Source organism: Azospirillum tabaci (assembly GCF_014596085.1).
Classification (GTDB): domain Bacteria; phylum Pseudomonadota; class Alphaproteobacteria; order Azospirillales; family Azospirillaceae; genus Azospirillum; species Azospirillum tabaci.
In genome coordinates this window covers 121,277-140,895 of the sequence record NZ_JACCJY010000007.1, presented here as the reverse complement: position 1 = coordinate 140,895, position 19,619 = coordinate 121,277, and the positions used below count along the sequence as shown (strand labels likewise).

Here is a 19,619-nt window from a genome sequence, read left to right as displayed (position 1 = left end):
CTGATTAAGCGGCGGCGTCCGCCTTGCGCACCCGCACATGGTTGTCGTGGAAGGCGGCCCCGCCGAAGGGCGCCACCGGGTCGGCGCCGGTCAGGCTGTTGATCCCGCGCCCGCCCTCGTGCGCGGCGTTGGGCCAGATGGATTCGGCGATGACCACGCCGGGTCGCACCCCGTCGAACAGCCGCGCGTGCAGGAGCACCGCGCCACGTCCGTTGGCGGCCTCCACCCGGTCGCCCTCCGCGATGCCCAGCGCCGCCGCGTCGTCGGGGTGCAGCATCAGGCTCGGGCGGCGCTCCCGCCCAGCGGAGGTCGGGGTCTCGGTGAAGCTGCTGTTCAGGAAGTTGCGGGCCGGCGCGGTGACCAGCCGGAAGGGATGCTCGGCGTCCGCCTCCTCGGTCACCGCCCAATGGTCGGGGAAGGTCGGCATGGAATCGACGGGGCCGAAGGTGGACGGGGCGGCGTAGGGCACCGTCGGCCAGTCCGGCTTCAGGCGGAACTTGCCGTCTGGCCAGCGGAAGCCCTTCACGAAATGCGCCGTCTCGAAATCCGGCTGCACGTCGAGGAAACGCGCGGTCTCCAGCGCCTCCAGCGTGCCGTGGCCGGACGCGCGCAGCGTGGCGTCGATCAGCTCCCGCTCGGTCATGCCGAAGCCGGGGTGGGAGTCGCTGCCCAGCCGCCGCGCCAGTTCGCCGATGACGGCGTGGTTGGGCCGGCAGTCGCCGGGGGGATCGACCAGCTTGGGCCCGAGCAGGATGTGCTGGTTGCCGCCGGCCTGATAGAGGTCGTCGTGTTCCAGGAACATGGTGGCGGGCAGCACGATGTCGGCCATGCGCGCCGTCTCGGTCATGAACTGCTCGTGCACGCAGACGAACAGGTCGTCGCGGGCGAAGCCGCGCCGCACGCGCGCCTGATCGGGGGCGATGGTCACCGGGTTGGTGTTCTGGATCAGCAGCGCCGTCACCGGCGGGCCGCCGGCCAGCGCGTCCGGGTCACCCTCCAGGATCGGGCCGATGCGCGACTGGTCGAGCATGCGCACGGTCGGGTCGCGCAGGTCCAACCCCTCGATCAGCGTCTTGTTCCAGCCGTAGATGCCGCTGTTGGAGTGGAAGGCCCCACCGCCCTCGACTTTCCAGGCGCCACTGACCACCGGGATGCAGGAGGCGGCGTGCATGTTCACCGCCCCGTTGCGCGAGCGGGTGAAGCCGTAGCCCAGCCGGAAGTAGCTGCGCGGCGTCTGTCCGACCAGCCGGGCGAAGGCCTCGATCTCCGCCGCCGGCAGGCCGGTGATGGCCTCAGCCCATTCCGGCGTCCGGCTGGCGAGATGTGCCTCCAGCCCGGCGGGGTCGTCGGCGTGGCTGGCGAGATAGGCGCGGTCGGCCAGCCCGTCGCGGAACAGCACATGCATCACCGCGCAGGCCAGTGCCCCGTCGCTGCCTGGACGGATCAGCAGGGGTATGTCCGCCTGCTCCATGGTCGGGGTGCGGTAGACGTCGACCACGGCGATCTTGGCCCCGCGCTCCTTGCGGGCTCGGACCGCGTGGGTCATCACGTTGACCTGGGTGGAGACGGCGTTGGTGCCCCAGATCACCACGAGGTCGGACTTGGCCATCTCGCGCGGGTCGGCCCCGGCCAGCTTGCCGGCGCCGGCCAGCCAGCCGGCCCAGGCCGGGTTGGTGCAGATGGTGGCGAAGAAGCCCGACCAGCGCCGGGCGTGGCGCAGCCGGTTGATGCCGTCGCGCTGCACCAGCCCCATGGTGCCCGCGTAGTAGTAGGGCCACACCGTCTCCGGCCCGTGTTGCCGCTCGGCCTCCAGGAACCGGTCGGCGACGATGTCCAGCGCCTCGTCCCAGGAGATCGGCGCGAACTGGCCGGAGCCCTTGGGGCCGGTGCGGCGCAGCGGCCGGGTCAGCCGGTCGGGATGGTGCACCCGCTCGGCGTAGCGGGCGACCTTCGCGCAGATCACCCCGGCGGTGTAGCTGTTGTCGGCCGCCCCGCGGATGCGCCCGATGCGGCGCTCGTCCAGCACCTCGACCTCCAGCGCGCAGGTGGACGGGCAATCGTGCGGGCAGGCCGAGGCTTGCAGGCGGGGAGCGGTGCGGTTGGACATGGTTCTACAGATGGGTGCGGGAGGGGGTCAGGGAAGGGCGGCGGTGCTGTGCAGCGTCACGCGCAGGCCGCCGTGCGACACCGACGGGCCGGACGGTTGGAAGGGCAGGCCGGTCGCCTGGGCGAGCGACGCCTCGTTGGTGACGAGGCCGACCCGCCAGCCGGAAAAGCGCGACAGCAACGTCTGGCCCAGCGCGCCGTAAAGGGCGAACAGCGGCTTCTTCTCGCCGATCCGCGCGCCGTAGGGCGGGTTGACGATGACGAGGCCCGGCGGCCCTTCCGGCGGCATCAGGTCGCTGACCGCGTGCTTCTGGAAGTCCGTCAGGGCGGCGACGCCCGCGCGCTCGGCGTTGGCGCGGCTCATGGCAACGGCTCCGCCATCGCGGTCGCTGCCATAGAAACGGACAGTGGGCGCGGCGCCCGTGCCGCCCGCCGTGCGCATCGTCTGCCACGCCGCGTCGTCGAAGGAGGCGAGCTGTTCGAAGGCGAAGCGGCGGCTGCGTCCGGGATGCAGGCCCGCGGCGATCTCCGCGGCTTCGATGACGAAGGTGCCGGACCCGCACATCGGATCGACCACCGGCTCGCTGCCGTCGAAGCCGCAATGGCGCAGGAACAGGGCGGCCAACGTTTCGCGCAGCGGCGCCTTGTGGATCTCCTCCTTGTGGCCGCGCTTGTGCAGGGACTCGCCCGAGGCGTCGACGCTGATGGTGCAGAGGTCGTCGTCGATGCGGGCCTTGATGGAAACCTCGGCCTCCGCGGAGATCGGAGCGCCCAGTTCCTCGGTGATGGCGCGCTCGATGCGCTGGGCGGTCGCCCCGGCGTGGTAGATGCGCGAGCCCTTGCAGGACGCCTCGACGCGGACCGGCACGTCGGGGCGCAGGAACTCGGCCCAGGGCACCCGGCGCGCCCGTTTGTCGAGCTGGGCGAGGTGGAAGGCGCGGAAGGAGGCGACGCGCGCCAGCACGCGGGTCGCTCCGCGCAGTTCCAGGTTCGCCCGCCAGACCTCCGGCCAGCCGCCGCGGACGGTGACACCGCCCTTGATGGCGGTGGCGTCGCGGAAGCCCTTGGCCTTCACCTCGTCGCAGAGCACGGCTTCCAGGCCCGGCGCGGTGACGATGAAGATCTCGAAATCGGTGCCGGTACGGTCGGCGGCGGCGGCGGTGTCGCTGGTCATGGCCCCTAGATATCCCGAAGCCCCGCCGTCTTCGACATCTTTCTAGCAACCGGCCCCCTTAACAACCGGCCTTGCCGATGGCGGTGGTCAGACGCTCATAGCCGGCGCGGGTGAGATGCACCGGGTCCTTGTAGAGCGGGCAGGCGCCCTCCGCAGGGCAGGCGTCGCGCAGCGGGGTGCTCGCGTCCACCACGCGCAGGCCGGGGCCGGCGAGAGCGGTCAGCCGCCGGTTCACGTCCATAATGCGTTCGGCGAAGGCGGCGTTGCCGTCGCGCCGCGGCAGCAGGGTGAGCAGCATGACGCAGGCGCCGGGAGCGGTTCGCTTCACCTCCGCCGCGATGGTCCCGATGGTGCCGGCGATCTCCGCCGCGGAGCGGTTCGGCAGGTCGTTCGTCCCGACCAGGACCAGCGCGGACTCCAGCCCCATGCCCGGCCCGAAGGAGTGCCGCACCCGCCACAGCAGGTTTCCCGTCGTGTCGCCCCCGGCCCCGAAATTCATCGGCTCCGCGTCGAACAGCCGGCGGGAGAGGTCGGGCGGCCAGCCGGCGATCAGGGAATCCCCCAGCAGCATCGCCTTCGGGTCCTGCCGCCGCAGCGTCTCCATGCGCTTGGTCAGCCAGTCCGGGTAGGGAGGCTGCGTGCGCGGCCCGATGGTCGTCTCGCCCTGCGCCGGAATGGACAGGAACGCCAGCAGTGCGGCGACCCCGGCCCAACCCGCTCGGGTGATCCGACTCACGCCGCCTTCGCCGGCAGGGCGACGGCCGGGACCTGCTCCGGATGCAGGGCGGGCGGCGAGAGGTCCAGCACGGCGCGCTCCCCCTCGGCCAGAGCGCGCAGGGCGTTCACGGTCAGCGCGACGGTCAGCGGACCCTTCGGCGCGGGGGCGTCGAGCACGAGGTCGGTGGTCCGGCCGGGATGCACCTCGAACCGCTCCTCGGCCAGCGTCGCGCCGTCCTCCGCGGCGATGGTCACGGCGACGCGGAGCGGGACGGAGTCCCGCAAGGGGCAGCGCAGGGTGGCACCGAGATGGAAGGCGCCGGGCGCATGCACCCCCGTCCAGCGCAGCGTGGTGCCGGGCCGCTCCGGATCGGGGCCGTGCAGGCGGAACAGGCCCTCATAGGGGCGGCACCAGCTGTTGCCGTTCAGCAGGCGGGCGGTTCCGGCGCGCAGGTCGCCCGCGATGGGCTTGCTCATGTCCTGATCCGGAGCGAAGGGGAAGCGGAGCTGAACCAGCGCGTCCGGCGTGCCGATGCGCAGGGCGGCGTGGCGTTGCGCCCAGTCGTGGCAGGGGAACAGGCGCAGCGCTCCCTGGACGATGGAGAACCACGCCGCGGCGTCGATGTCGTCCGCCCGATGATAGGGGGCGAAGCGGGTGACGTAGCCGCGCATCAGGCCGGGCCGCTGCCAGTCCACGTTGCCGATCCGGGCGGGGTCGTCCGTCGCCTGCACCTCCAGCAGGGCGAAGTCGTCGTGGCCCGCCAGGGCGGTCAGCGCCTCGTAGAGGCCGTCGATGGTCGCGGGGGCGATGCCTGGGTTTGACTTCACGACGAAGATCACCCCGCCCATCGCCGTCCGCGCGGTGAACTTGGCCTGGAGATACTGGATCTTGCGCGTTTCCCGGCGGTGCAGGGCGCGCCGCGTCGCCTCGTCGTCGCAGAAAAGCAGCCGCCCGCCGCTCATGTCGGACTTCATGTCGCTGTGCCAGCCGATGCCGTAGGCGGAATCCAGCACCATGCCGGTGCGCAGCGGCGACAGGTTCTCGAACCGGTACATGCCTTCGAAATTGGCGCGCAGCTTGGCCAGAAGCTGGTCGGGCTTCATGGAGGCCCAGCGGAACAGGCTCCCCGCCTCGCAGGACAACCGGCGCAGGACGAAGCCGAACTCGCAATTGTCGCCGAGACTCTCGAACCGCAGAAGGTCGTCCGCACCGATGCCGATGGTCATGCTCTTGTCCCGTCTCACTGCCAGGCCGTGGTTTCGACAAGCCTAGCGCGAGCCGGTCGGGCTGCGTCAACGGGCGGTGGCGGCGGCGCCGAAATGATCACCGCGAATTCGAGGCAATCCGTTCAGACTGTCCGGCCGTTCAGACTGTCCGGGTGACCTTGCGCAGATGGCGGGGCCGGTCCGGGTCGAAGCCGCGCGCCACCGCCAGCCGGGCCATGAAGGGGTAAAAGCCTTGGATCGCCGCGATGGGGTCCAGCACCGGATGCAGCGGCGGCGGCAGGGGCAGGGGGGTGTCGGCCAGATCGAGCGCCCGCTCCTCGGATGAGGCGACCAGCAGATGGGCGCCGGCCCGCTGCAACGCGCGGGCGGTGTCGAGCACGCCGTCCAGCGTCTCGTCCCGCACCGCGACGACCAGCACGGGGAAGCCCGGCTCGACCAGCGCCATCGGGCCGTGCATCACCTCCGCCGCGCTGAAGGGTTCGGCGTGGGCGGCGGCGGTCTCCTTGAACTTCAGCGCCATTTCCTGGGCGATGGGGTAGCTGCGGCCCCGCGCGACGATGAGCAGGCTGGACACGCCCTCCAGCACGGGCTGCGCCGCCGACCAGTCCGCAGCACCGGCCCGTTCCAGCCTCTGGGGCAGCCGGGGAAGGGCGTCGAGAAGCGCTTCGTCGCCTGTCCAGACGGCGGTCAGCCTAGCGATGGCGGCGAGGCTGGCGACGAAGCTCTTGGTCGCGGCGACGCTCAGTTCCGGCCCGGCGTGGAGCGGCAGGGGATGGACGACCCGCTCCGCCAGCGGCGAGTCCCCGACGTTGACCAGCGCGGCGGTCAGAGCGCCGCCGGCCCGCGCCGCTTCCGCGACGCGCAGCAGGTCGGGGCTCTGGCCCGATTGCGAGATGGCCAGAACGAAGGCGTCCTTCACCCGCAGGTCGGCGCCGTAGGCCGTGAGCACCGAGGGCGCCGCCGAGGCGGTGACCAGCCCCAGCGCCGTCTCGAACAGGTAGCGGGCGTAGCCGGCGGCGTGGTCGCTGCTGCCCCGCGCGATGGTCATCGCGAAGGGCGGCGGCACGGCCCGCAGACGGTCGGCGAGGGCGGCCACCGCCTCGGCGCCGGAGTCCAGCAGGCGCCGCACCGCCGCGGGGGCGGCTGCGGCCTCCTGCATCATCAGGGGAGTGCTGGTCATGGGTCGGCCTCCGTTCCAGGCCGATCATAACACGGTCTTCCGGCCAACCTCACGCCGGGCCGGTCGGGGCCTTCGCCAGCACGGCGGCGGCGGCGGGGTCCATCTCCTCCGCCGGGGTGGGCTCGGCCTGGGGTGGCTTCCAGTTGCGCAGCCGGTTCACCATGGCGCCGGCCTGGGTCTTCCAGCGGTCGGCGTGGATGCGCATCGATTCGCCACTCTGGACCAGCAGGCGGCTGGGCAGGGGACCGGGCGTCTCGAAGGTGCCGAGATGGACCGTCTCGACCGGATGTTTGCCGGCGAGTCCGCGCTTGAACTGGTAGACGCCGGGGTTGGTCTGGGCATTCACCCCGTGCAGGTCGTAGCGCAGTCCGCCGTTCGCCTTGATCCACAGGAGCGCCCGCCATTGCAGCAGATAGGCGGCGTTGACCCGCAGACCGGCCTCCAGCGTGGCGGAGTTCTGCATCTGCCCGGTGGTTCCGAACAGCGACACGACGACCCCGGCCACCGGCCGCCCCTCGTGCATGGCGAGGAAGGCGCGCATCTTCCGCCGCGGCGGCAGCGCCTCGTTGATCCGGGTGAAGGTGCGGCTGTCGTACGCCTTGAAGCCCTTGCGGCGCTGCGTCTCGACGAAGATGTCGTCGATGGTTTCCAGCAGTTCGGCGTGGGAGCCTTCAACGACCTCGATCCCCATCCGCTCGGCCTTGTTCAGCCCGCGCCGCCAGTGGTGGGACAGGTTGGAGCGCAGGCCCGCCTCGTCCGCGGTCAGGTCGGTGATGAAGGTGCGGTAGGGAGCCTTCTCCTCCCGGAACTGCATCCCCAGCGAGGCCAGGGCCTCCGTGACCGCTCCCCCGTCCGCCTGAGAGACATGGGGCAGCAGGCGCAGCAGCAGGCCGCGCCGGTCGGTGTATTCCGCCTTCAGCGCGTGCAGCGCGGTCATCAGGGCGGCGTGGTCCGGCCCCTGGCCGCGCGGATGCCACATCGGCCCCCACATGACCAGCGCCAGGCCGCCGATGCCCGGCACGCGGCGCAGCAGCACCTGGACCGCAGCCACCGGGCGCCCGTCGCGCCGCACGACGAGGTGGCTCAGCTCGCGCCCGGCATGGGCGATGCGGCCATAATCCCATGTCTGGAAGATGTTGGCGTCGTCGAAGCCATCGAGGATGGCGTACCAGCCGCTGCGGTCGACCCGGTCGATCTCGATGGAGGACGCGGGGCACAGGACATCGCCGCCAAGCGCGTCGGTGTACATTCAGTTTCTCCCCTGGAGTTCACGGCGATCGTTTTTTGTGGAAGTGTTCGGTAACGGTCAGACGGTTCCGCCGGAGCGGTAGAGGGTGCTGAAGGCGGGGCGGGCCGAGAAGGCGGCCTGCGGAATGTCGAGCAGACGGCGCAGCCGGTCGCGCACCGCCGGTTCCAGGACCGCGGCGACCAGCAGGGCAACGGCGATGGACAGGGCGCCGCCCGTCACCGCCCCGGCCATGGAGGAGGCCCCGGCCTGCATCGCCAGCGCCTTGGCCGAGCCGCCGATCACCTCGTGCAGCAGGTAGAGCGGGTAGGTGGCGAGCCCGACCACACGCAGCAGGGACAGGATGGACGGCGGCAGCGTGGCGATCTCCGCCCGCCAGCGCGCCGAGGCGACGATGGCGAGAAGCGACACGCCCCAGATCAGCAGCGGGTTCATCCACAGATCGGCGAGGTTCAGCGGGACGGGCGAGCGCTCCACGAACTCCACCGAGCGGGCGGTGATCTCCAGCGGCGCGGCGATCAGGGCCAGCAGGGCGGCGGCCATGCCCGTCCGGGTCAGCTTGCCGCGCGACCACAGCCACAGGAAGATCCCCAGCGCGAAGAACACGCCGTGGCGCAGCAGCGTCATGTTCAGCATGCCGTACTCGAACTCCAGGAACGGCAGGTTGACGACGCCGAAGACGTGCAGGCTGTAGACGCCGAGATAGGCCGAACTGGCGGCGGTCAGCGCCAGGGCGAACAGCGGCAGCCGGTGGAAATTACCGCTGAACAGCAGCAGGAAGACCGCGCCGTAGAAGGCGATCTCGACCGGCAGCGTCCAATAGGCCGACGCGACGTAGGGGCCGGCGGGCGCCAGCGTGAAGGAGGCGATGAAGCGCCGCGCCAGATCGGGATCGGGACCGGGCATGAGCACAAGGGCGACGAGGCACAGGATGGAGCAGACCCAGGCCGCCGGATAAAGTCGCAGCAGACGCGACCGGATGAAGGCGATCGGGGTGGCGTTGTTGGCCGAATTGGCGATGACGAAGCCCGACACCACGAAGAAGACCTGCACCCCGGCCCAGCCGGACCACATGACGTCGGCGACGGCGGGGTCGCGCCAGGTCAGGTGAAAGCCGGTGACCAGCAAAGCCGCGGCGAACCGCACCATGTCGATCCCATAGACGTAATCGGCCCCGGACCTGTGACGGGCATGCCCGCCCCCCGGCAGAGTGTGCTTTATCGGCGTTTCAGGCACGATTCCTCCCTTCCTGCATGGGGAGTGCCCATGTGCAGGTTCTCGACGTCTGTTGATTCCGGAAGACGAGCGCGGTGCGGCCTCGGGACGCAACTTGCGTGCTGCTGGGGAGCATACTCGCTGGAGGGCGCGGATACAGGGGCCCGAACGGATTCAACAGGAAATCTGCGGGAGTATACTGTTCAGATGACCGTCCGGTGCCGAAGCCATGGCACAATGGGGAGGTGTCTGGCGCGAACGGTCCGCCCGGCCCCGGGCGTTTTACCGTGAAGGGATATTACGGGGAGCGAATGGCAAACGGCCCGTCCCCGGTTTTAAGACCGGGGACGGGCCGTGTGATCGCCGGCTGGGCGACTTGCCGCCAGTGACTTGCTGCCAGTGGTTTACTGGTAGTGCAGGCCGCCGTTGATGTTCAGGGTCGAGCCGGTGATGTAGCCGGCGATTTCCGAGGCGAGGTAGGACACCGCGCCGCCGATCTCGTCCGGACGGCCCAGGCGCTTCATCGGAACGGTGTCGATGATCCCCTGGCGGATGTCCTCGCGGATCGCCATGACCATCTCGGTGCCGATGTAGCCCGGGGCGATGGCGTTGACGGTGACGCCCTTGGTCGCCAGTTCGGCGGCCAGCGCCTTGGTGAAGCCGATCACGCCGGCCTTGGCGGCGGAGTAGTTGGTCTGGCCGGCCTGGCCCTTCACGCCGTTCACCGAGGAGATGTTGATGATGCGGCCCCAGCCGCGCTCGGCCATCTTCGGGGAAACCTGCTGGGTGACGTTGAACAGGCTGCTCAGGTTGGTGGCGATGACCGCCTCCCACTGGGCCTTGTCCATCTTGGCGAAGAACTTGTCGCGGGTGATGCCGGCGTTGTTCACCAGGATGTCCACCGGACCCAGGTCGGCCTCGATCTTGGCGACCATCGCCTTGCAGCTTTCGAAGTCGGAAACGTCGCCTTCCGCCACGTAGAACTTGAAGCCGAGGGCTTCCTGCTGGCCCAGCCAGGCCGCGGCCGGCTCGAAGTTCGGCAGGCAGTTCGCCGCCACGATGCAACCGTCCTTGGCCAGGGCTTGGCAGATGGCGGTGCCGAGACCACCCATGGCACCGGTGACGAGCGCGATCTTCTGAGACATTACAATCGCTCCAGTAATAGAAACGGCCAGCTCCTGGTGAGGCAAGCCCGCTGGTGAACCGCAGAAGCAAAGGGGTTGCTTCTTGTTACGGATGCTGTCGTGCCAATGGTCCCGGTGGGGTGCCCATCAACCGCGGCGGCAGGCATAACATAGAACAAGTCCGGCTCCGGGCCAATGCGCTGCAACATCGCAGATGCGTGCAGAGGCGATTTTTCACAGGAATGTCAATAAGAAATGAATTTTCAGACCCTTACTGCACCGCACCAAACGGGGTACCCAGCCGGATTCGGCTCAAATCCGCACGATTTGTTCGCCGGCCTTGAGCGCGAGCGGGAACAGCTTGGGCGCCACCGCTCCCAAAAGCCAGGGCCGCAGCTTCGCCAGCGCGGCCGGCGCGGCCAGCAGGACGAGCGTCGCGCCGCTGTGCGCCCATTGGCCGGCGGTCATCTGCTCGAACCCGTTCCACAGCAGGACGGTGCCGCTGCACAGCCCGGCCACGGCGGTGACGGCTTCCCCCAGCGCCTGAAGCGCGTCGATCTCCCACAGCGGGTTCGTCGTGGTGACCCGCCCCACCAGCCGGCGCAGTTGCGCGGTCAGTCGCGCCGCGGATGCGGCGTCGAACCGTCCGTCCTCGACCTCGGCGCGGGGCAGGGCGACCAGCACGTCGCCGTCGGGCTGGATCGACACGCGGACCGGGACGGTGCGCAGGCCGCTGCTGCCGGGCGATGGCGAGGCCACCGGCACGCGCAGGCCGATCGTCCGCCCGCCTTGGGCGAAGAACTGAAGGGCAAGCGCGATGCCATGCCCGCGCCGCGGGATCAGGCCGGCCTTGCCCCGACGCATCCGCCCGGCCATCTCGGCCAGGGCGTCGCGTCGCCAGACGAAGCCGTGCGGCAGATCGCTCAGAAGGCGCCGGCGCAGCGGGCTACCCCGTGTCTCCCACCAGGGTGTTGACGGCTTTCCCGGCGAACCGCCCCAACGCATCGATCAGGAAGCTCCAATAGCGGAACGAGACGTCCACCGCGTCCTTGTGGACGCCGATCATGACGCTGCTGCCGGCGTTGTCCCGGCCCTTCAGCAGGCGGGTGACCACATCGCCGTCGATCTGGATCGTGGACTGCATGACCACCAGCTCGGTCCCCACGTCCCACGCCTTGCGGATGGTCACCACATCCGCGGTCTTCAGCGCCGGCATGCGGCGGACCTCTTCGTCCATGCCGCGCAGATAGCTGACGCTGTCCAGCCCGCGCCGCCGCAACACATCGTTGATCTGGTCGGAGTTGCGCTGGATGCGCATCAGGATCGGCGGCGCGTCCCGGTCGATCATCGCCGCGGCGGACACCACCTCGGCGGCGGCGCCAGGCTGCCGGGCGGCGTCAAGGGTGCGGTCGGTCATCTCGCGCAGCCAGCTCGCCACCTCGCGCAGGTCGTCGAAGACCTTCAACGTGGTGCCACGGGCGGGATCGTTGCCCGGCAGGTCGCGGCTGAAGAAGAACGGGTCGTAGCGGTCGGGCCGGGCGGCGTCGGACGGCGGTGCGAAGGGCGCCAGCCCCCAATGGAAGGTTTCCGATATCCGGTCGGCCCAGGGGGCGAGGATCGACGCCTCGCGGCTGCCGAAGGTGTCCAGCTGCTCGCACAGGAAGACATAGTATTCCTGCGCCAGATCGATCAGCGCGTCCCCGGCCAGCGGCATCTTCTCCGCCGAGATGCCGGTTTTCAGCACGGTGTTGATTTCGAGCGCGAGAAGGTTGCGCGCCAGATCGACGAACTGGGACATTGGCCACCGTGCTGGGTTGGGAAGGGCGTCGGCGGTGGCGGCGGGGGAGGGAACGGCCCCCCGCCGGCCCGGGTGCGGGTCAGCCCGGGCGGCCGGAGATCTGGACGGCCAGATCGCGGATCGCCTTCAGGTTGGTGCTGACGATGTCGCTGCTCTTGGTCACCTGGGCGAGATGGAACTCGGTCAGGCTGTGGTAGGCGGTGTTGGTCGCGAAATCGCGGCTGATCAGGTTCTCGATGTCGCCGGTGACCAGATTGACCTGGGTCTGGAACGCCTCGATGGTTGTGCCGGCCTTCGGACGGCAGGTGAAGCCGACCTGATTGGGATCGTCCTGAACCACGTCGATGTCGGCGATCGCCGTCACCACCGTCAGCGTGACCAGCCGGTCCAGCTTGTCCGCGATGGTGTTCAGCAGGGAGTTCGCCTTGCCCTGCTCGTTCTGGATGACGGCGGCGCCGCTCGGCGGGGGGGCGGACGGCGCCGCCGGCGACTGGACGGCCGGCAGCTGGGCCGGCGACTGGATGGCGGCGGAATCGGCGACGGCGGTATCGGACATGGCAGCACCTTTTGGAGACGGATGGCGCAACATTGACCAAGCGTCACGCAAGAGTCGAGTTCCGTCTAGAGACTGCCAGCAAGACGAAAGTGTGACGAGAAAATTCCATTTCACGTCGGTTCGCCGCCACGCCGTCACTCACGCAGAAGAGCGTCGATGGCGTCGCGCAGGTCGCGCAGCTCCTGTCGCTGGTCCTCGGCCAAGGCGTGGCCCGAGGCGCGGAGGCTGTGGATCCTGTCCACATTGCTGCGCAGCGCACGCAATGCGGGTGCTGCGGAGGGGGCGGCCGGGCGGGCCGCCCTGCGCTCTTGCTTGGCGCTGCGCACGTCCTTCACGGTCAGGCCGTCGCCGGCCCGTGCCCAGAGCGCGAGTTGGACGTCCTCGTCGGGCAGTTCCGCCAGCTCCATCAGAAGGGAGACGGTGACGGCGGGACGGTCGGGGGCCTCCTCCAGGATGCGGGCGGGCAGGCGCAGGATGCCCAGCAGCCGGGCCACATACTCCTGCGACTTGCCGACCAGGACGGCGGCCTGCTCCTGCGTCAGCCCCTTGTCCCCGATCAGTTTGGCGAGCGTCACGGCAAGGTCGATGGGGTGCAGGTCGACGCGCTGGGCGTTCTCGATCAGGGCCAGCGCCTGCACGTCGTCGGTGTCGATGACCAGCGCCGGGATGGTCTCCCGCTCCAAGACGCGGAAGGCCCAGTAGCGCCGCTCCCCCGCCACGATCTGGAAGCGGTCGGGGGCGACCTCCCGCACGTTGATCGGCTGCAGCAGGCCCCGCTCGCCGATCGAGGCGGCCAGCGCCGCGATGTCGGCCCCGCGGGCGTTGCGCCGCGGCTGGTCGGGGTTCGGCTCCACCTGCTCCAGCGGGATCTCGCGGTGGCGCATCTTGCCGGACAGGCCGAACAGGGCGGCGTTGCTGCCTCCGCCGCTGCCGGTGCGGCTGAGCGCCCGCTTGAACAGGCCGGCGTTGGAAGTGTCGAGCTTACGCGCCATGGCGGATCTCCTCCCCGGCGAGCGCCAGCAGGGCGTCGGCGATCTCGCGGTAGCTCTCCGCGCCCGCGGAGTTCGGGTTGTAGGCGAGGCCGGGGCGCCCGGCCATCACGCTCTTGGAATAGTCGGCGGCCCGCTTGACCGGCGAGAAGAGGTGGAGCTGCTCCGCCGCCGCAAGCTCGCGCAGTTCCTTCATCACCGTCTCGTCCTGAAGACGGCGCGGGCTGTACATGGTCGGCAGGATGCCGAGGATCTGCAGGCGCGGGTTCACCAGCTCGCGCACGCCGGCGATGGTCTCGAACAGCTGCGGGATGCCCATCATGGACAGCATCTCCGTCTGGGTCGGAATCAGCAGCTGGTCGGCGGCGTTCAGCACCGAGACGGTCAGCTCGCCCAGATGCGGCGGGCAGTCCAGCACCACGAAGTCGTACTGGCCGGCGAGCTGCGCGATCTTGGCGCGCAGGATCAGCGTGCCGTTGGGCTGGCGCAGCAGCTCCCGGTCGGTCGCCGCCAGCGAGATGGAGGAGGGCAGCAGGTCGAAGGCCCCGTCGCAGACCGGAGTCATGAACTCCCGCATCGGCCGGCTGGCCTTCAGCGCGTGGGTGAGGGTCGCCTTGGCCAGTTCCCGCTCGTGTGGATCGACGCCCAGATGCACGGTGGCGTTGGCCTGCGGGTCGCAGTCGATCAGCAACACGCGCCGCCCCGACTGGGCGAGCAGCCACGCAACGTTGACGCAGGTGGTCGTCTTGGCGACCCCGCCCTTCTGGTTGGCGGCGCAGAACACCACCGGGGCGGCCCGCACCGCCGCCGCGGCGGGGATGCCCACCGGCTCCGTCGCTGTCTTCAGGGCGCCGGCGACGATCTGCGGAATCCGCTCCGCCCCGGTTTCCCAGCGGGAGACCTTGGCGCGGTCGTAGCGCCGGTTCAGCCGTTCGTTCAGCCAGCCGACCAGAGCCTGCTGGTTCATGCCGCGCTGTTCGCGGTAGCGGCGCAGCTCCTCGCCGCTCATCTCGTGGGCCACGGGGGCATCCCTTATTTCGGGTGATCGCGCGGGCACCATGAGTCATGTTGATGGTGGTGTCAACATCCGTGCAGCACATGTGATGACGCTTCGGAACGGACAGGGAAGTGCGCCTCGGTGTGGAACACGGGGGCGCGCTGCGGCTTTCCTGTGGTGCGAAAGGCCGCTATGGTCGCGGCCGAAAAATCTGCGCCAGGAATCGTGAGGGAGACCCAATGGACGCCGACTCCATCCGCGCCGCCTACCGGCGCTACGCGCGCTTCTACGACCCCGTCTTCGGGAACCTGCTGGCGTCGGGCCGGCACGCTGCCGTGAAATGGATCAACCGGCGGGGCGGCCTGCGCGTTCTGGAGGTGGGCGTGGGCACGGGCATCTCCCTGTCCGACTACCGCAAGGACAACCGTGTGGTCGGCATCGACCTGTCCTCCGAGATGCTGCGCGTCGCCCAGGACCGGGTGGACCGCGAGCGGCTGGAGAATGTCGAGGGGCTGCTGGAGATGGACGCCGGCAAGCTGGCCTTCGCCGACGGCAGCTTCGACCTCGTGGTCGCCATGTATGTGATGACCGTGGTCCCCGACCCGCAGGGCACGATGAACGAGTTGGAGCGTGTCTGCCGTCCCGGCGGCGACATCCTGATCGTCAACCACTTTGCCGCCGACAAGCCGGGCATCCGCCGCTCGGTGGAGAACTGGATGGCGCCCTTCTCCAAGAAGCTGGGCTGGCGGCCCGACTTCACGCTGGACACGCTGATGTCCGGTTCCCGCCTGAAGGTGGAGGAGTTGCAGACCGTTCCGCCCTTCGGCCTGTTCAGCCTGCTGCACTGCCGCCGCGAGGCCGCCACCCCCGCCTGATGCCTGTTCCTTCTCGCCCTGCTCACGCGCAAACGAAGTTTGCGCTGACGCGACAGGCGGACCGTTGGTCCGCCGAAAGCGGGGAGAAGCAGGATGAAGGGGGCGCCGAAGGCGGTCCACTTCACTTTGCGAAGCGCGAACTTTTCTCCGCCCGGCCGGGCGTAAATCCCCCTCACCCAACCCTCTCCCCAGGGGGGAGAGGGCTTTGTCGTTCGGCTGCAATTCGGGCACAGGGAACTCGACCGCGGCCATTGGAGTTTCCAATCCGGACCTGGATGAACCGGGCCAGAATGAACCGGAAACGGGTGGGCCTCCATGGCGCGGCTGTGCGCGTTGCTCTTGGCTGGGGTGTTGACGGCCCTTGCGGCGCTGCCCGCCACCGGGGCGACGGTGACCCTGGCCTGCAGCGGGCTCGGCATCAGCTTCGACCTGTGCCGCGACGGCGCGCAGGAGTGGGCGCGGCGCAGCGGGAACGAGGTCCGCTTCGTCTCCCCGCCCAAGGGGGCGAGCGAGCAGCTGGCGCTCTACCAGCAGCTTCTCGCCGCCGGGTCGCCGGACATCGACGTGTTCCAGATCGACGTGGTCTGGCCAGGCATCCTCGGCAACTACTTCATCAATCTGACGGACCGCGCCGGGCCGGACGTTGTCCGCCAACATCTTCCGGCGATGGTCGAGGCCGCTACGGTCAAGGGCCGGCTGGTCGCGATGCCCTGGTTCGCCGACGCCGGAGTCCTCTATGCCCGCAAGGACCTGCTGGAGGCCCACGGGCGCCCGGTGCCGGAAACCTGGGAGGAGCTTCAGGACACCGCCGCCCTGATCCAACGGGAGGAGCGCGCCGCCGGGCGCGACCGGATGTGGGGTTATGTCTGGCAGGGCCGCGCCTATGAGGGGCTGACCGTCAACGCGCTGGAATGGATCGCCAGCCGCAACGGCGGCACCATCGTGAACCCCGACGGCGCCATCACCATCGACAACCCGCAGGCCGCCGAGGCGCTGGCCATAGCCCGCGGCTGGGTCGGCTCGATCAGCCCGCCCGGAGTCCTCAATTACATGGAGGAGGAGGCGCGCGGCGTCTTCCAGTCCGGCAACGCCGTCTTCATGCGCAACTGGCCCTACGCCTGGACGCTGGTCAACGCGGCGGACAGCGCGGTCGGCGGCAAGGTCGCCGTGGTGCCGTTGCCCAAGGGTGGGCCGGGCGGGCGCCACACGTCCACGCTGGGCGGGCAGTTGCTGGCGGTCAGCAAATTCTCCGCCCATGCGGACGAGGCCGCGGATCTGGCGCTGTACCTGACCAGCGTGGCCGAGCAGAAGCGGCGGGCCATCCACGGCGCGTCAAACCCGACCATCCCGGCGCTCTACGAGGATGCGGAGGTGGTGGCCGCCAACCCCTTCTTCGCGGAGCTGGCGGACTCCATCGCCAACGCGGTCAACCGCCCGGCCCAGGCGACGGGCATGCGCTACAATCAGGTGTCGGCGGAGTTCTACGCCAACGTCCACGAGGTGCTGACCGGACGGCAGGACGCCAAGGCGATGCTGCCGGACCTCAAGGAGGCTCTGGTTCGCATCAGCCGGGGAGGGCGCTGGTGAGCGGTCTTCCGCACTCCAGCCTGGAGCGGCAGAGGCGCCGGGCGGCGTGGCTGTTCCTGCTGCCGATGCTGGTGGTGCTGACGGGGGTGGCCGGCTGGCCGTTGTTCCGCACCGTCTTCTTCTCCTTCACCGACGCGACGCTCGCCACGCTGGACGGCTTCCAGGGGGTGGGGCTGGACAATTACCTGTGGCTGATGCGCGATCCCGTCTGGTGGCGGGCGGTGTGGAACACGCTGGTCTTCACCGTGGTGTCGGTGGGGATCGAGACGGCGCTGGGGCTGGGCATCGCGCTGATCCTGAACGCGCATCTGCCGGGGCGCGGGCTGCTGCGCGCCGCCGTGCTGATCCCTTGGGCGATCCCCACGGTGGTGTCGGCCCAGATGTGGGGCTGGATGTTCCACGACCTCTACGGCGTGGTGAACGCGATCCTGATGGGACTGGGGCTGATCGCCGAACCGAGGGCCTGGACCGCCGATCCCGATCTCGCGCTGCCGGTGGTGATCGCGGTCGATGTCTGGAAGTCCACGCCCTTCATGGCGCTGCTGATCCTGGCCGCCCTCCAGATGCTGCCCCGCGACCTTTACGAAGCGGCGCGGGTGGACGGGGTGCATCCGGTGAAGGTGTTCTTCCGCATCACGCTGCCGCTGATCCGTCCGGCGCTGATGGTGGCGGTGCTGTTCCGCACGCTGGACGCGTTGCGCGTGTTCGACCTGATGTATGTGCTGACCGGCAACAGTCGTTCCACCATGTCGATGTCGGTCTATGCCCGGCAATATCTGATCGACTTCCAGGACGTGGGCTACGGCTCCGCCGCGGCGACCCTGCTGGTCCTCGTGCTGGCGGTGGCGACCGTGCTGGCGGTGACGCTGGGCCGCGTCCGCGTCGACGCGGGGAGGTGAGGGGATGGGCCTGAGACGCATCGCCTTTGCTCTTGTGGTTCTGGGGATCGTCGTCTGGGCGGTGTTTCCCTTCGCCTGGGCCATCGTCACCTCGCTGAAGGCCGGCAGCGCGCTGTTCACGGTGGAGGCTTGGCCGTCGCAGCCGTCGCTGGCGAACTACGGGGCGATCTTCAAGGAGCAGCCCTTCGGGCGGAACATCCTGAACTCCCTGCTGGCCGCTTCGGCGGTGGTCGCGCTGTCGCTGGGGCTGGCGGTGCTGGCGGCCTACGCGCTGGGGCGGGTGCGCTTCCGCGGGCGGGGGCTTCTGCTGTTCGTGGTGCTGGGCGTGTCGATGTTCCCGCAGGTCGCCGTGCTGTCGGGCCTGTTCGAGCTGGTGCGCTGGCTCGGCCTCTACAACCGGATCGGCTCGCTGGTGCTGTCCTACCTGATCTTCACGCTGCCCTTCACCGTCTGGGTGCTCACCACCTTCATGCGCGAGCTGCCGAAGGAGCTGGAGGAGGCCGCCATGGTGGACGGCGCCGGTCCCTTCGTGATCGTGACGAGGGTGTTCCTGCCGCTGATGGGGCCGGCGCTGGCGGCGACCGGGCTGCTCGCCTTCATCGCCGCCTGGAACGAGTTCCTGTTCGCCCTGACCTTCACCCTGACCGACGACGCGCGCACCGTGCCGGTGGCGATCGCGCTGATGTCGGGGGCCAGCCAGTACGAGCTGCCCTGGGGCCAGATCATGGCGGCGTCGGTGGTGGTGACGGTGCCGCTGATCGGGCTGGTGCTGCTGTTCCAGCGGCGGATCGTCTCCGGCCTGACCGCCGGCGCTGTGAAGGGGTAGGGCGATGGCGGGCGTCACGCTGCGCGGGGTGCGCAAGAGCTTCGGGCGGATCGAGGTCATCCATGGCGTCGATCTGGATGTCGCGGACGGCGAGTTCGTCGCCTTCGTCGGCCCGTCCGGCTGCGGCAAGTCCACGCTGCTGCGTCTGATCGCCGGGTTGGAGGAGCCGAGCGGCGGGGACCTGTCCATCGGCGGGCAGCGGGTGAACGACCGGCCGCCGGCGGCGCGCGGGATCGCCATGGTCTTCCAGTCCTACGCGCTCTACCCCCACATGACGGCCTACGACAACATGGCCTTCGGCCTGACCCTGTCGCGGACCGACAAGGGGACCATCGCGGAGCGGGTGCGCGCCGCCGCCCGCCAGCTGCAGATCGAGGATCTGCTCGACCGCAAGCCGCGCGACCTGTCCGGCGGGCAGCGCCAGCGGGTCGCCATCGGACGGGCCATCGTGCGCGAACCGCAGGTCTTCCTGTTCGACGAGCCGCTGTCCAACCTCGACGCCGGCCTGCGCGTGCAGATGCGCCTGGAGATCGCCAAGCTGAAGGCGGATCTGCGCGCCACCATGATCTACGTGACCCACGATCAGGTGGAGGCGATGACGCTGGCCGACCGCATCGTCGTGCTGAACGCCGGGCGGGTGGAGCAGGCCGGTACGCCGCTGGACCTGTACCACCGCCCGCGCAACCGCTTCGTCGCCGGCTTCATCGGCTCGCCGGCCATGAACTTCCTGGATGTGGTCTCGGAAGGGCGGGCGGACGGGTCGGTGCGGGTGTGGCTGCCCGGCGGGGTGCCGCTGGACATTGCTGTGGATGGCGCCGTGGACGGTGCCGTGCCGCCGGCGGGCTCACCCCTGACCCTCGGCGTCCGGCCGGAGCATGCCGGTTTGGCCGATGGCGGGGCCGGGCTGCTCGCCACCATCCTGGCGGTGGAGCGGCTGGGCGGCGAGACGCATTGCCACGCCGCGCTGGAGGACGGGCAAAGGCTTCTGGTCCGCCTCGACGGCGACCGGCCGGTGGCGGCGGGCGAGCGCTTGCGCTTGAACCTGCGGGGCGAAACCGCCCATCTCTTCGGTCCCGACGGGCAAAGGCTCTGAGCGGGCGGGG

Annotated in this window: 18 protein-coding genes; 5 read left to right on the top strand and 13 right to left on the bottom strand. The window is 69.8% G+C overall.

The genetic code is table 11. The features are described 5' to 3' along the window. Positions 1 to 4: 4 nt before the first annotated feature. The 13 genes from H0B54_RS11010 to H0B54_RS10950 all read right to left on the bottom strand — a co-directional run bounded on the left by H0B54_RS11010 (position 5) and on the right by H0B54_RS10950 (position 14,353). Entirely contained in the window at positions 5 to 2,107 is a 2,103-nt protein-coding gene (locus tag H0B54_RS11010; protein ID WP_188260331.1) for a molybdopterin-containing oxidoreductase family protein, read from the bottom strand. Positions 2,108 to 2,134: 27 nt separating this feature from the next. Next, positions 2,135 to 3,280 carry a THUMP domain-containing class I SAM-dependent RNA methyltransferase gene (locus H0B54_RS11005; RefSeq protein WP_188260330.1) on the bottom strand — a complete coding sequence of 382 codons (1,146 nt, stop codon included), beginning with the start codon at positions 3,278 to 3,280 and terminating at the stop codon, positions 2,135 to 2,137. Between the two features lie 58 nt (positions 3,281 to 3,338). After that, a complete protein-coding gene (locus H0B54_RS11000) occupies positions 3,339 to 4,016 on the bottom strand; it encodes a GDSL-type esterase/lipase family protein (RefSeq protein ID WP_188260329.1) in 678 nt (225 codons plus the stop codon). Then, positions 4,013 to 5,224, bottom strand: coding sequence for a hypothetical protein (locus H0B54_RS10995; RefSeq protein WP_188260328.1), 1,212 nt, complete (start codon positions 5,222 to 5,224; stop codon positions 4,013 to 4,015). Before H0B54_RS10995 ends, H0B54_RS11000 begins: the two co-directional genes overlap by 4 nt. Positions 5,225 to 5,363: 139 nt before the next feature. Continuing rightward, positions 5,364 to 6,404 (bottom strand): SIS domain-containing protein, encoded by a 1,041-nt coding sequence (locus H0B54_RS10990; RefSeq protein ID WP_188260327.1) that lies wholly within the window; start codon positions 6,402 to 6,404, stop codon positions 5,364 to 5,366. A gap of 49 nt (positions 6,405 to 6,453) precedes the next feature. Further along, positions 6,454 to 7,653 carry a lipid II:glycine glycyltransferase FemX gene (locus H0B54_RS10985; RefSeq protein ID WP_188260326.1) on the bottom strand — a complete coding sequence of 400 codons (1,200 nt, stop codon included), beginning with the start codon at positions 7,651 to 7,653 and terminating at the stop codon, positions 6,454 to 6,456. A 57-nt stretch (positions 7,654 to 7,710) separates the two neighbouring features. Continuing rightward, on the bottom strand, positions 7,711 to 8,799 hold the full coding sequence (locus H0B54_RS10980) for an acyltransferase family protein (protein WP_246472465.1): 1,089 nt from the start codon (positions 8,797 to 8,799) through the stop codon (positions 7,711 to 7,713). A gap of 470 nt (positions 8,800 to 9,269) precedes the next feature. Continuing rightward, positions 9,270 to 10,010 (bottom strand): beta-ketoacyl-ACP reductase, encoded by a 741-nt coding sequence (gene phbB, locus H0B54_RS10975; RefSeq protein WP_188260324.1) that lies wholly within the window; start codon positions 10,008 to 10,010, stop codon positions 9,270 to 9,272. Positions 10,011 to 10,301: 291 nt separating this feature from the next. Beyond that, complete coding sequence (locus H0B54_RS10970) at positions 10,302 to 10,994, bottom strand: hypothetical protein (RefSeq protein ID WP_246472464.1); 693 nt, start codon at positions 10,992 to 10,994, stop codon at positions 10,302 to 10,304. Next, positions 10,936 to 11,787 carry a hypothetical protein gene (locus H0B54_RS10965; RefSeq protein ID WP_188260323.1) on the bottom strand — a complete coding sequence of 284 codons (852 nt, stop codon included), beginning with the start codon at positions 11,785 to 11,787 and terminating at the stop codon, positions 10,936 to 10,938. The genes H0B54_RS10970 and H0B54_RS10965 overlap by 59 nt, the downstream gene beginning before the upstream one ends. 79 nt (positions 11,788 to 11,866) lie before the next feature. After that, positions 11,867 to 12,343: a hypothetical protein gene (locus H0B54_RS10960; RefSeq protein ID WP_188260322.1), complete on the bottom strand. Its 477-nt coding sequence runs from the start codon at positions 12,341 to 12,343 to the stop codon at positions 11,867 to 11,869. 134 nt (positions 12,344 to 12,477) lie between these two features. Further along, the gene (locus H0B54_RS10955; protein ID WP_188260321.1) at positions 12,478 to 13,335 is read right to left on the bottom strand and encodes a ParB/RepB/Spo0J family partition protein; all 858 of its coding nucleotides are present in this window, start codon (positions 13,333 to 13,335) and stop codon (positions 12,478 to 12,480) included. Then, positions 13,325 to 14,353 carry an AAA family ATPase gene (locus H0B54_RS10950; RefSeq protein ID WP_188260320.1) on the bottom strand — a complete coding sequence of 343 codons (1,029 nt, stop codon included), beginning with the start codon at positions 14,351 to 14,353 and terminating at the stop codon, positions 13,325 to 13,327. The genes H0B54_RS10955 and H0B54_RS10950 overlap by 11 nt, the downstream gene beginning before the upstream one ends. 215 nt (positions 14,354 to 14,568) lie before the next feature. Here H0B54_RS10950 and H0B54_RS10945 point away from each other — a divergent pair, with 215 nt between their 5' ends. The 5 genes from H0B54_RS10945 to H0B54_RS10925 all read left to right on the top strand — a co-directional run bounded on the left by H0B54_RS10945 (position 14,569) and on the right by H0B54_RS10925 (position 19,609). Next, positions 14,569 to 15,204, top strand: coding sequence for a class I SAM-dependent methyltransferase (locus H0B54_RS10945; protein WP_014242457.1), 636 nt, complete (start codon positions 14,569 to 14,571; stop codon positions 15,202 to 15,204). Positions 15,205 to 15,519: 315 nt separating this feature from the next. Beyond that, positions 15,520 to 16,791, top strand: a complete 1,272-nt coding sequence (locus H0B54_RS10940; protein WP_188260319.1) for an ABC transporter substrate-binding protein — start codon at positions 15,520 to 15,522, stop codon at positions 16,789 to 16,791. Beyond that, positions 16,788 to 17,690: a carbohydrate ABC transporter permease gene (locus H0B54_RS10935; RefSeq protein WP_425490027.1), complete on the top strand. Its 903-nt coding sequence runs from the start codon at positions 16,788 to 16,790 to the stop codon at positions 17,688 to 17,690. The genes H0B54_RS10940 and H0B54_RS10935 overlap by 4 nt, the downstream gene beginning before the upstream one ends. A gap of 4 nt (positions 17,691 to 17,694) precedes the next feature. Beyond that, positions 17,695 to 18,516: a carbohydrate ABC transporter permease gene (locus H0B54_RS10930; protein ID WP_094304652.1), complete on the top strand. Its 822-nt coding sequence runs from the start codon at positions 17,695 to 17,697 to the stop codon at positions 18,514 to 18,516. A 4-nt stretch (positions 18,517 to 18,520) separates the two neighbouring features. Then, positions 18,521 to 19,609 (top strand): ABC transporter ATP-binding protein, encoded by a 1,089-nt coding sequence (locus H0B54_RS10925; RefSeq protein ID WP_188260318.1) that lies wholly within the window; start codon positions 18,521 to 18,523, stop codon positions 19,607 to 19,609. Positions 19,610 to 19,619: the final 10 nt, after the last annotated feature.

What these genes read in the sequence shown, in the direction of transcription:
- H0B54_RS11010 (WP_188260331.1), bottom strand. Translation starts at nt 2,107, where the DNA reads ATGTCCAACCGCACCGCTCCCCGCCTGCAAGCCTCGGCCTGCCCGCAC.
- H0B54_RS11005 (WP_188260330.1), bottom strand. Translation starts at nt 3,280, where the DNA reads ATGACCAGCGACACCGCCGCCGCCGCCGACCGTACCGGCACCGATTTC.
- H0B54_RS10995 (WP_188260328.1), bottom strand. Translation starts at nt 5,224, where the DNA reads ATGACCATCGGCATCGGTGCGGACGACCTTCTGCGGTTCGAGAGTCTC.
- H0B54_RS10990 (WP_188260327.1), bottom strand. Translation starts at nt 6,404, where the DNA reads ATGACCAGCACTCCCCTGATGATGCAGGAGGCCGCAGCCGCCCCCGCG.
- H0B54_RS10985 (WP_188260326.1), bottom strand. Translation starts at nt 7,653, where the DNA reads ATGTACACCGACGCGCTTGGCGGCGATGTCCTGTGCCCCGCGTCCTCC.
- H0B54_RS10980 (WP_246472465.1), bottom strand. Translation starts at nt 8,799, where the DNA reads ATGGTGCGGTTCGCCGCGGCTTTGCTGGTCACCGGCTTTCACCTGACC.
- phbB (WP_188260324.1), bottom strand. Translation starts at nt 10,010, where the DNA reads ATGTCTCAGAAGATCGCGCTCGTCACCGGTGCCATGGGTGGTCTCGGC.
- H0B54_RS10970 (WP_246472464.1), bottom strand. Translation starts at nt 10,994, where the DNA reads ATGCGTTGGGGCGGTTCGCCGGGAAAGCCGTCAACACCCTGGTGGGAG.
- H0B54_RS10965 (WP_188260323.1), bottom strand. Translation starts at nt 11,787, where the DNA reads ATGTCCCAGTTCGTCGATCTGGCGCGCAACCTTCTCGCGCTCGAAATC.
- H0B54_RS10960 (WP_188260322.1), bottom strand. Translation starts at nt 12,343, where the DNA reads ATGTCCGATACCGCCGTCGCCGATTCCGCCGCCATCCAGTCGCCGGCC.
- H0B54_RS10955 (WP_188260321.1), bottom strand. Translation starts at nt 13,335, where the DNA reads ATGGCGCGTAAGCTCGACACTTCCAACGCCGGCCTGTTCAAGCGGGCG.
- H0B54_RS10945 (WP_014242457.1), top strand. Translation starts at nt 14,569, where the DNA reads ATGGACGCCGACTCCATCCGCGCCGCCTACCGGCGCTACGCGCGCTTC.
- H0B54_RS10940 (WP_188260319.1), top strand. Translation starts at nt 15,520, where the DNA reads ATGGCGCGGCTGTGCGCGTTGCTCTTGGCTGGGGTGTTGACGGCCCTT.
- H0B54_RS10930 (WP_094304652.1), top strand. Translation starts at nt 17,695, where the DNA reads ATGGGCCTGAGACGCATCGCCTTTGCTCTTGTGGTTCTGGGGATCGTC.
- H0B54_RS10925 (WP_188260318.1), top strand. Translation starts at nt 18,521, where the DNA reads ATGGCGGGCGTCACGCTGCGCGGGGTGCGCAAGAGCTTCGGGCGGATC.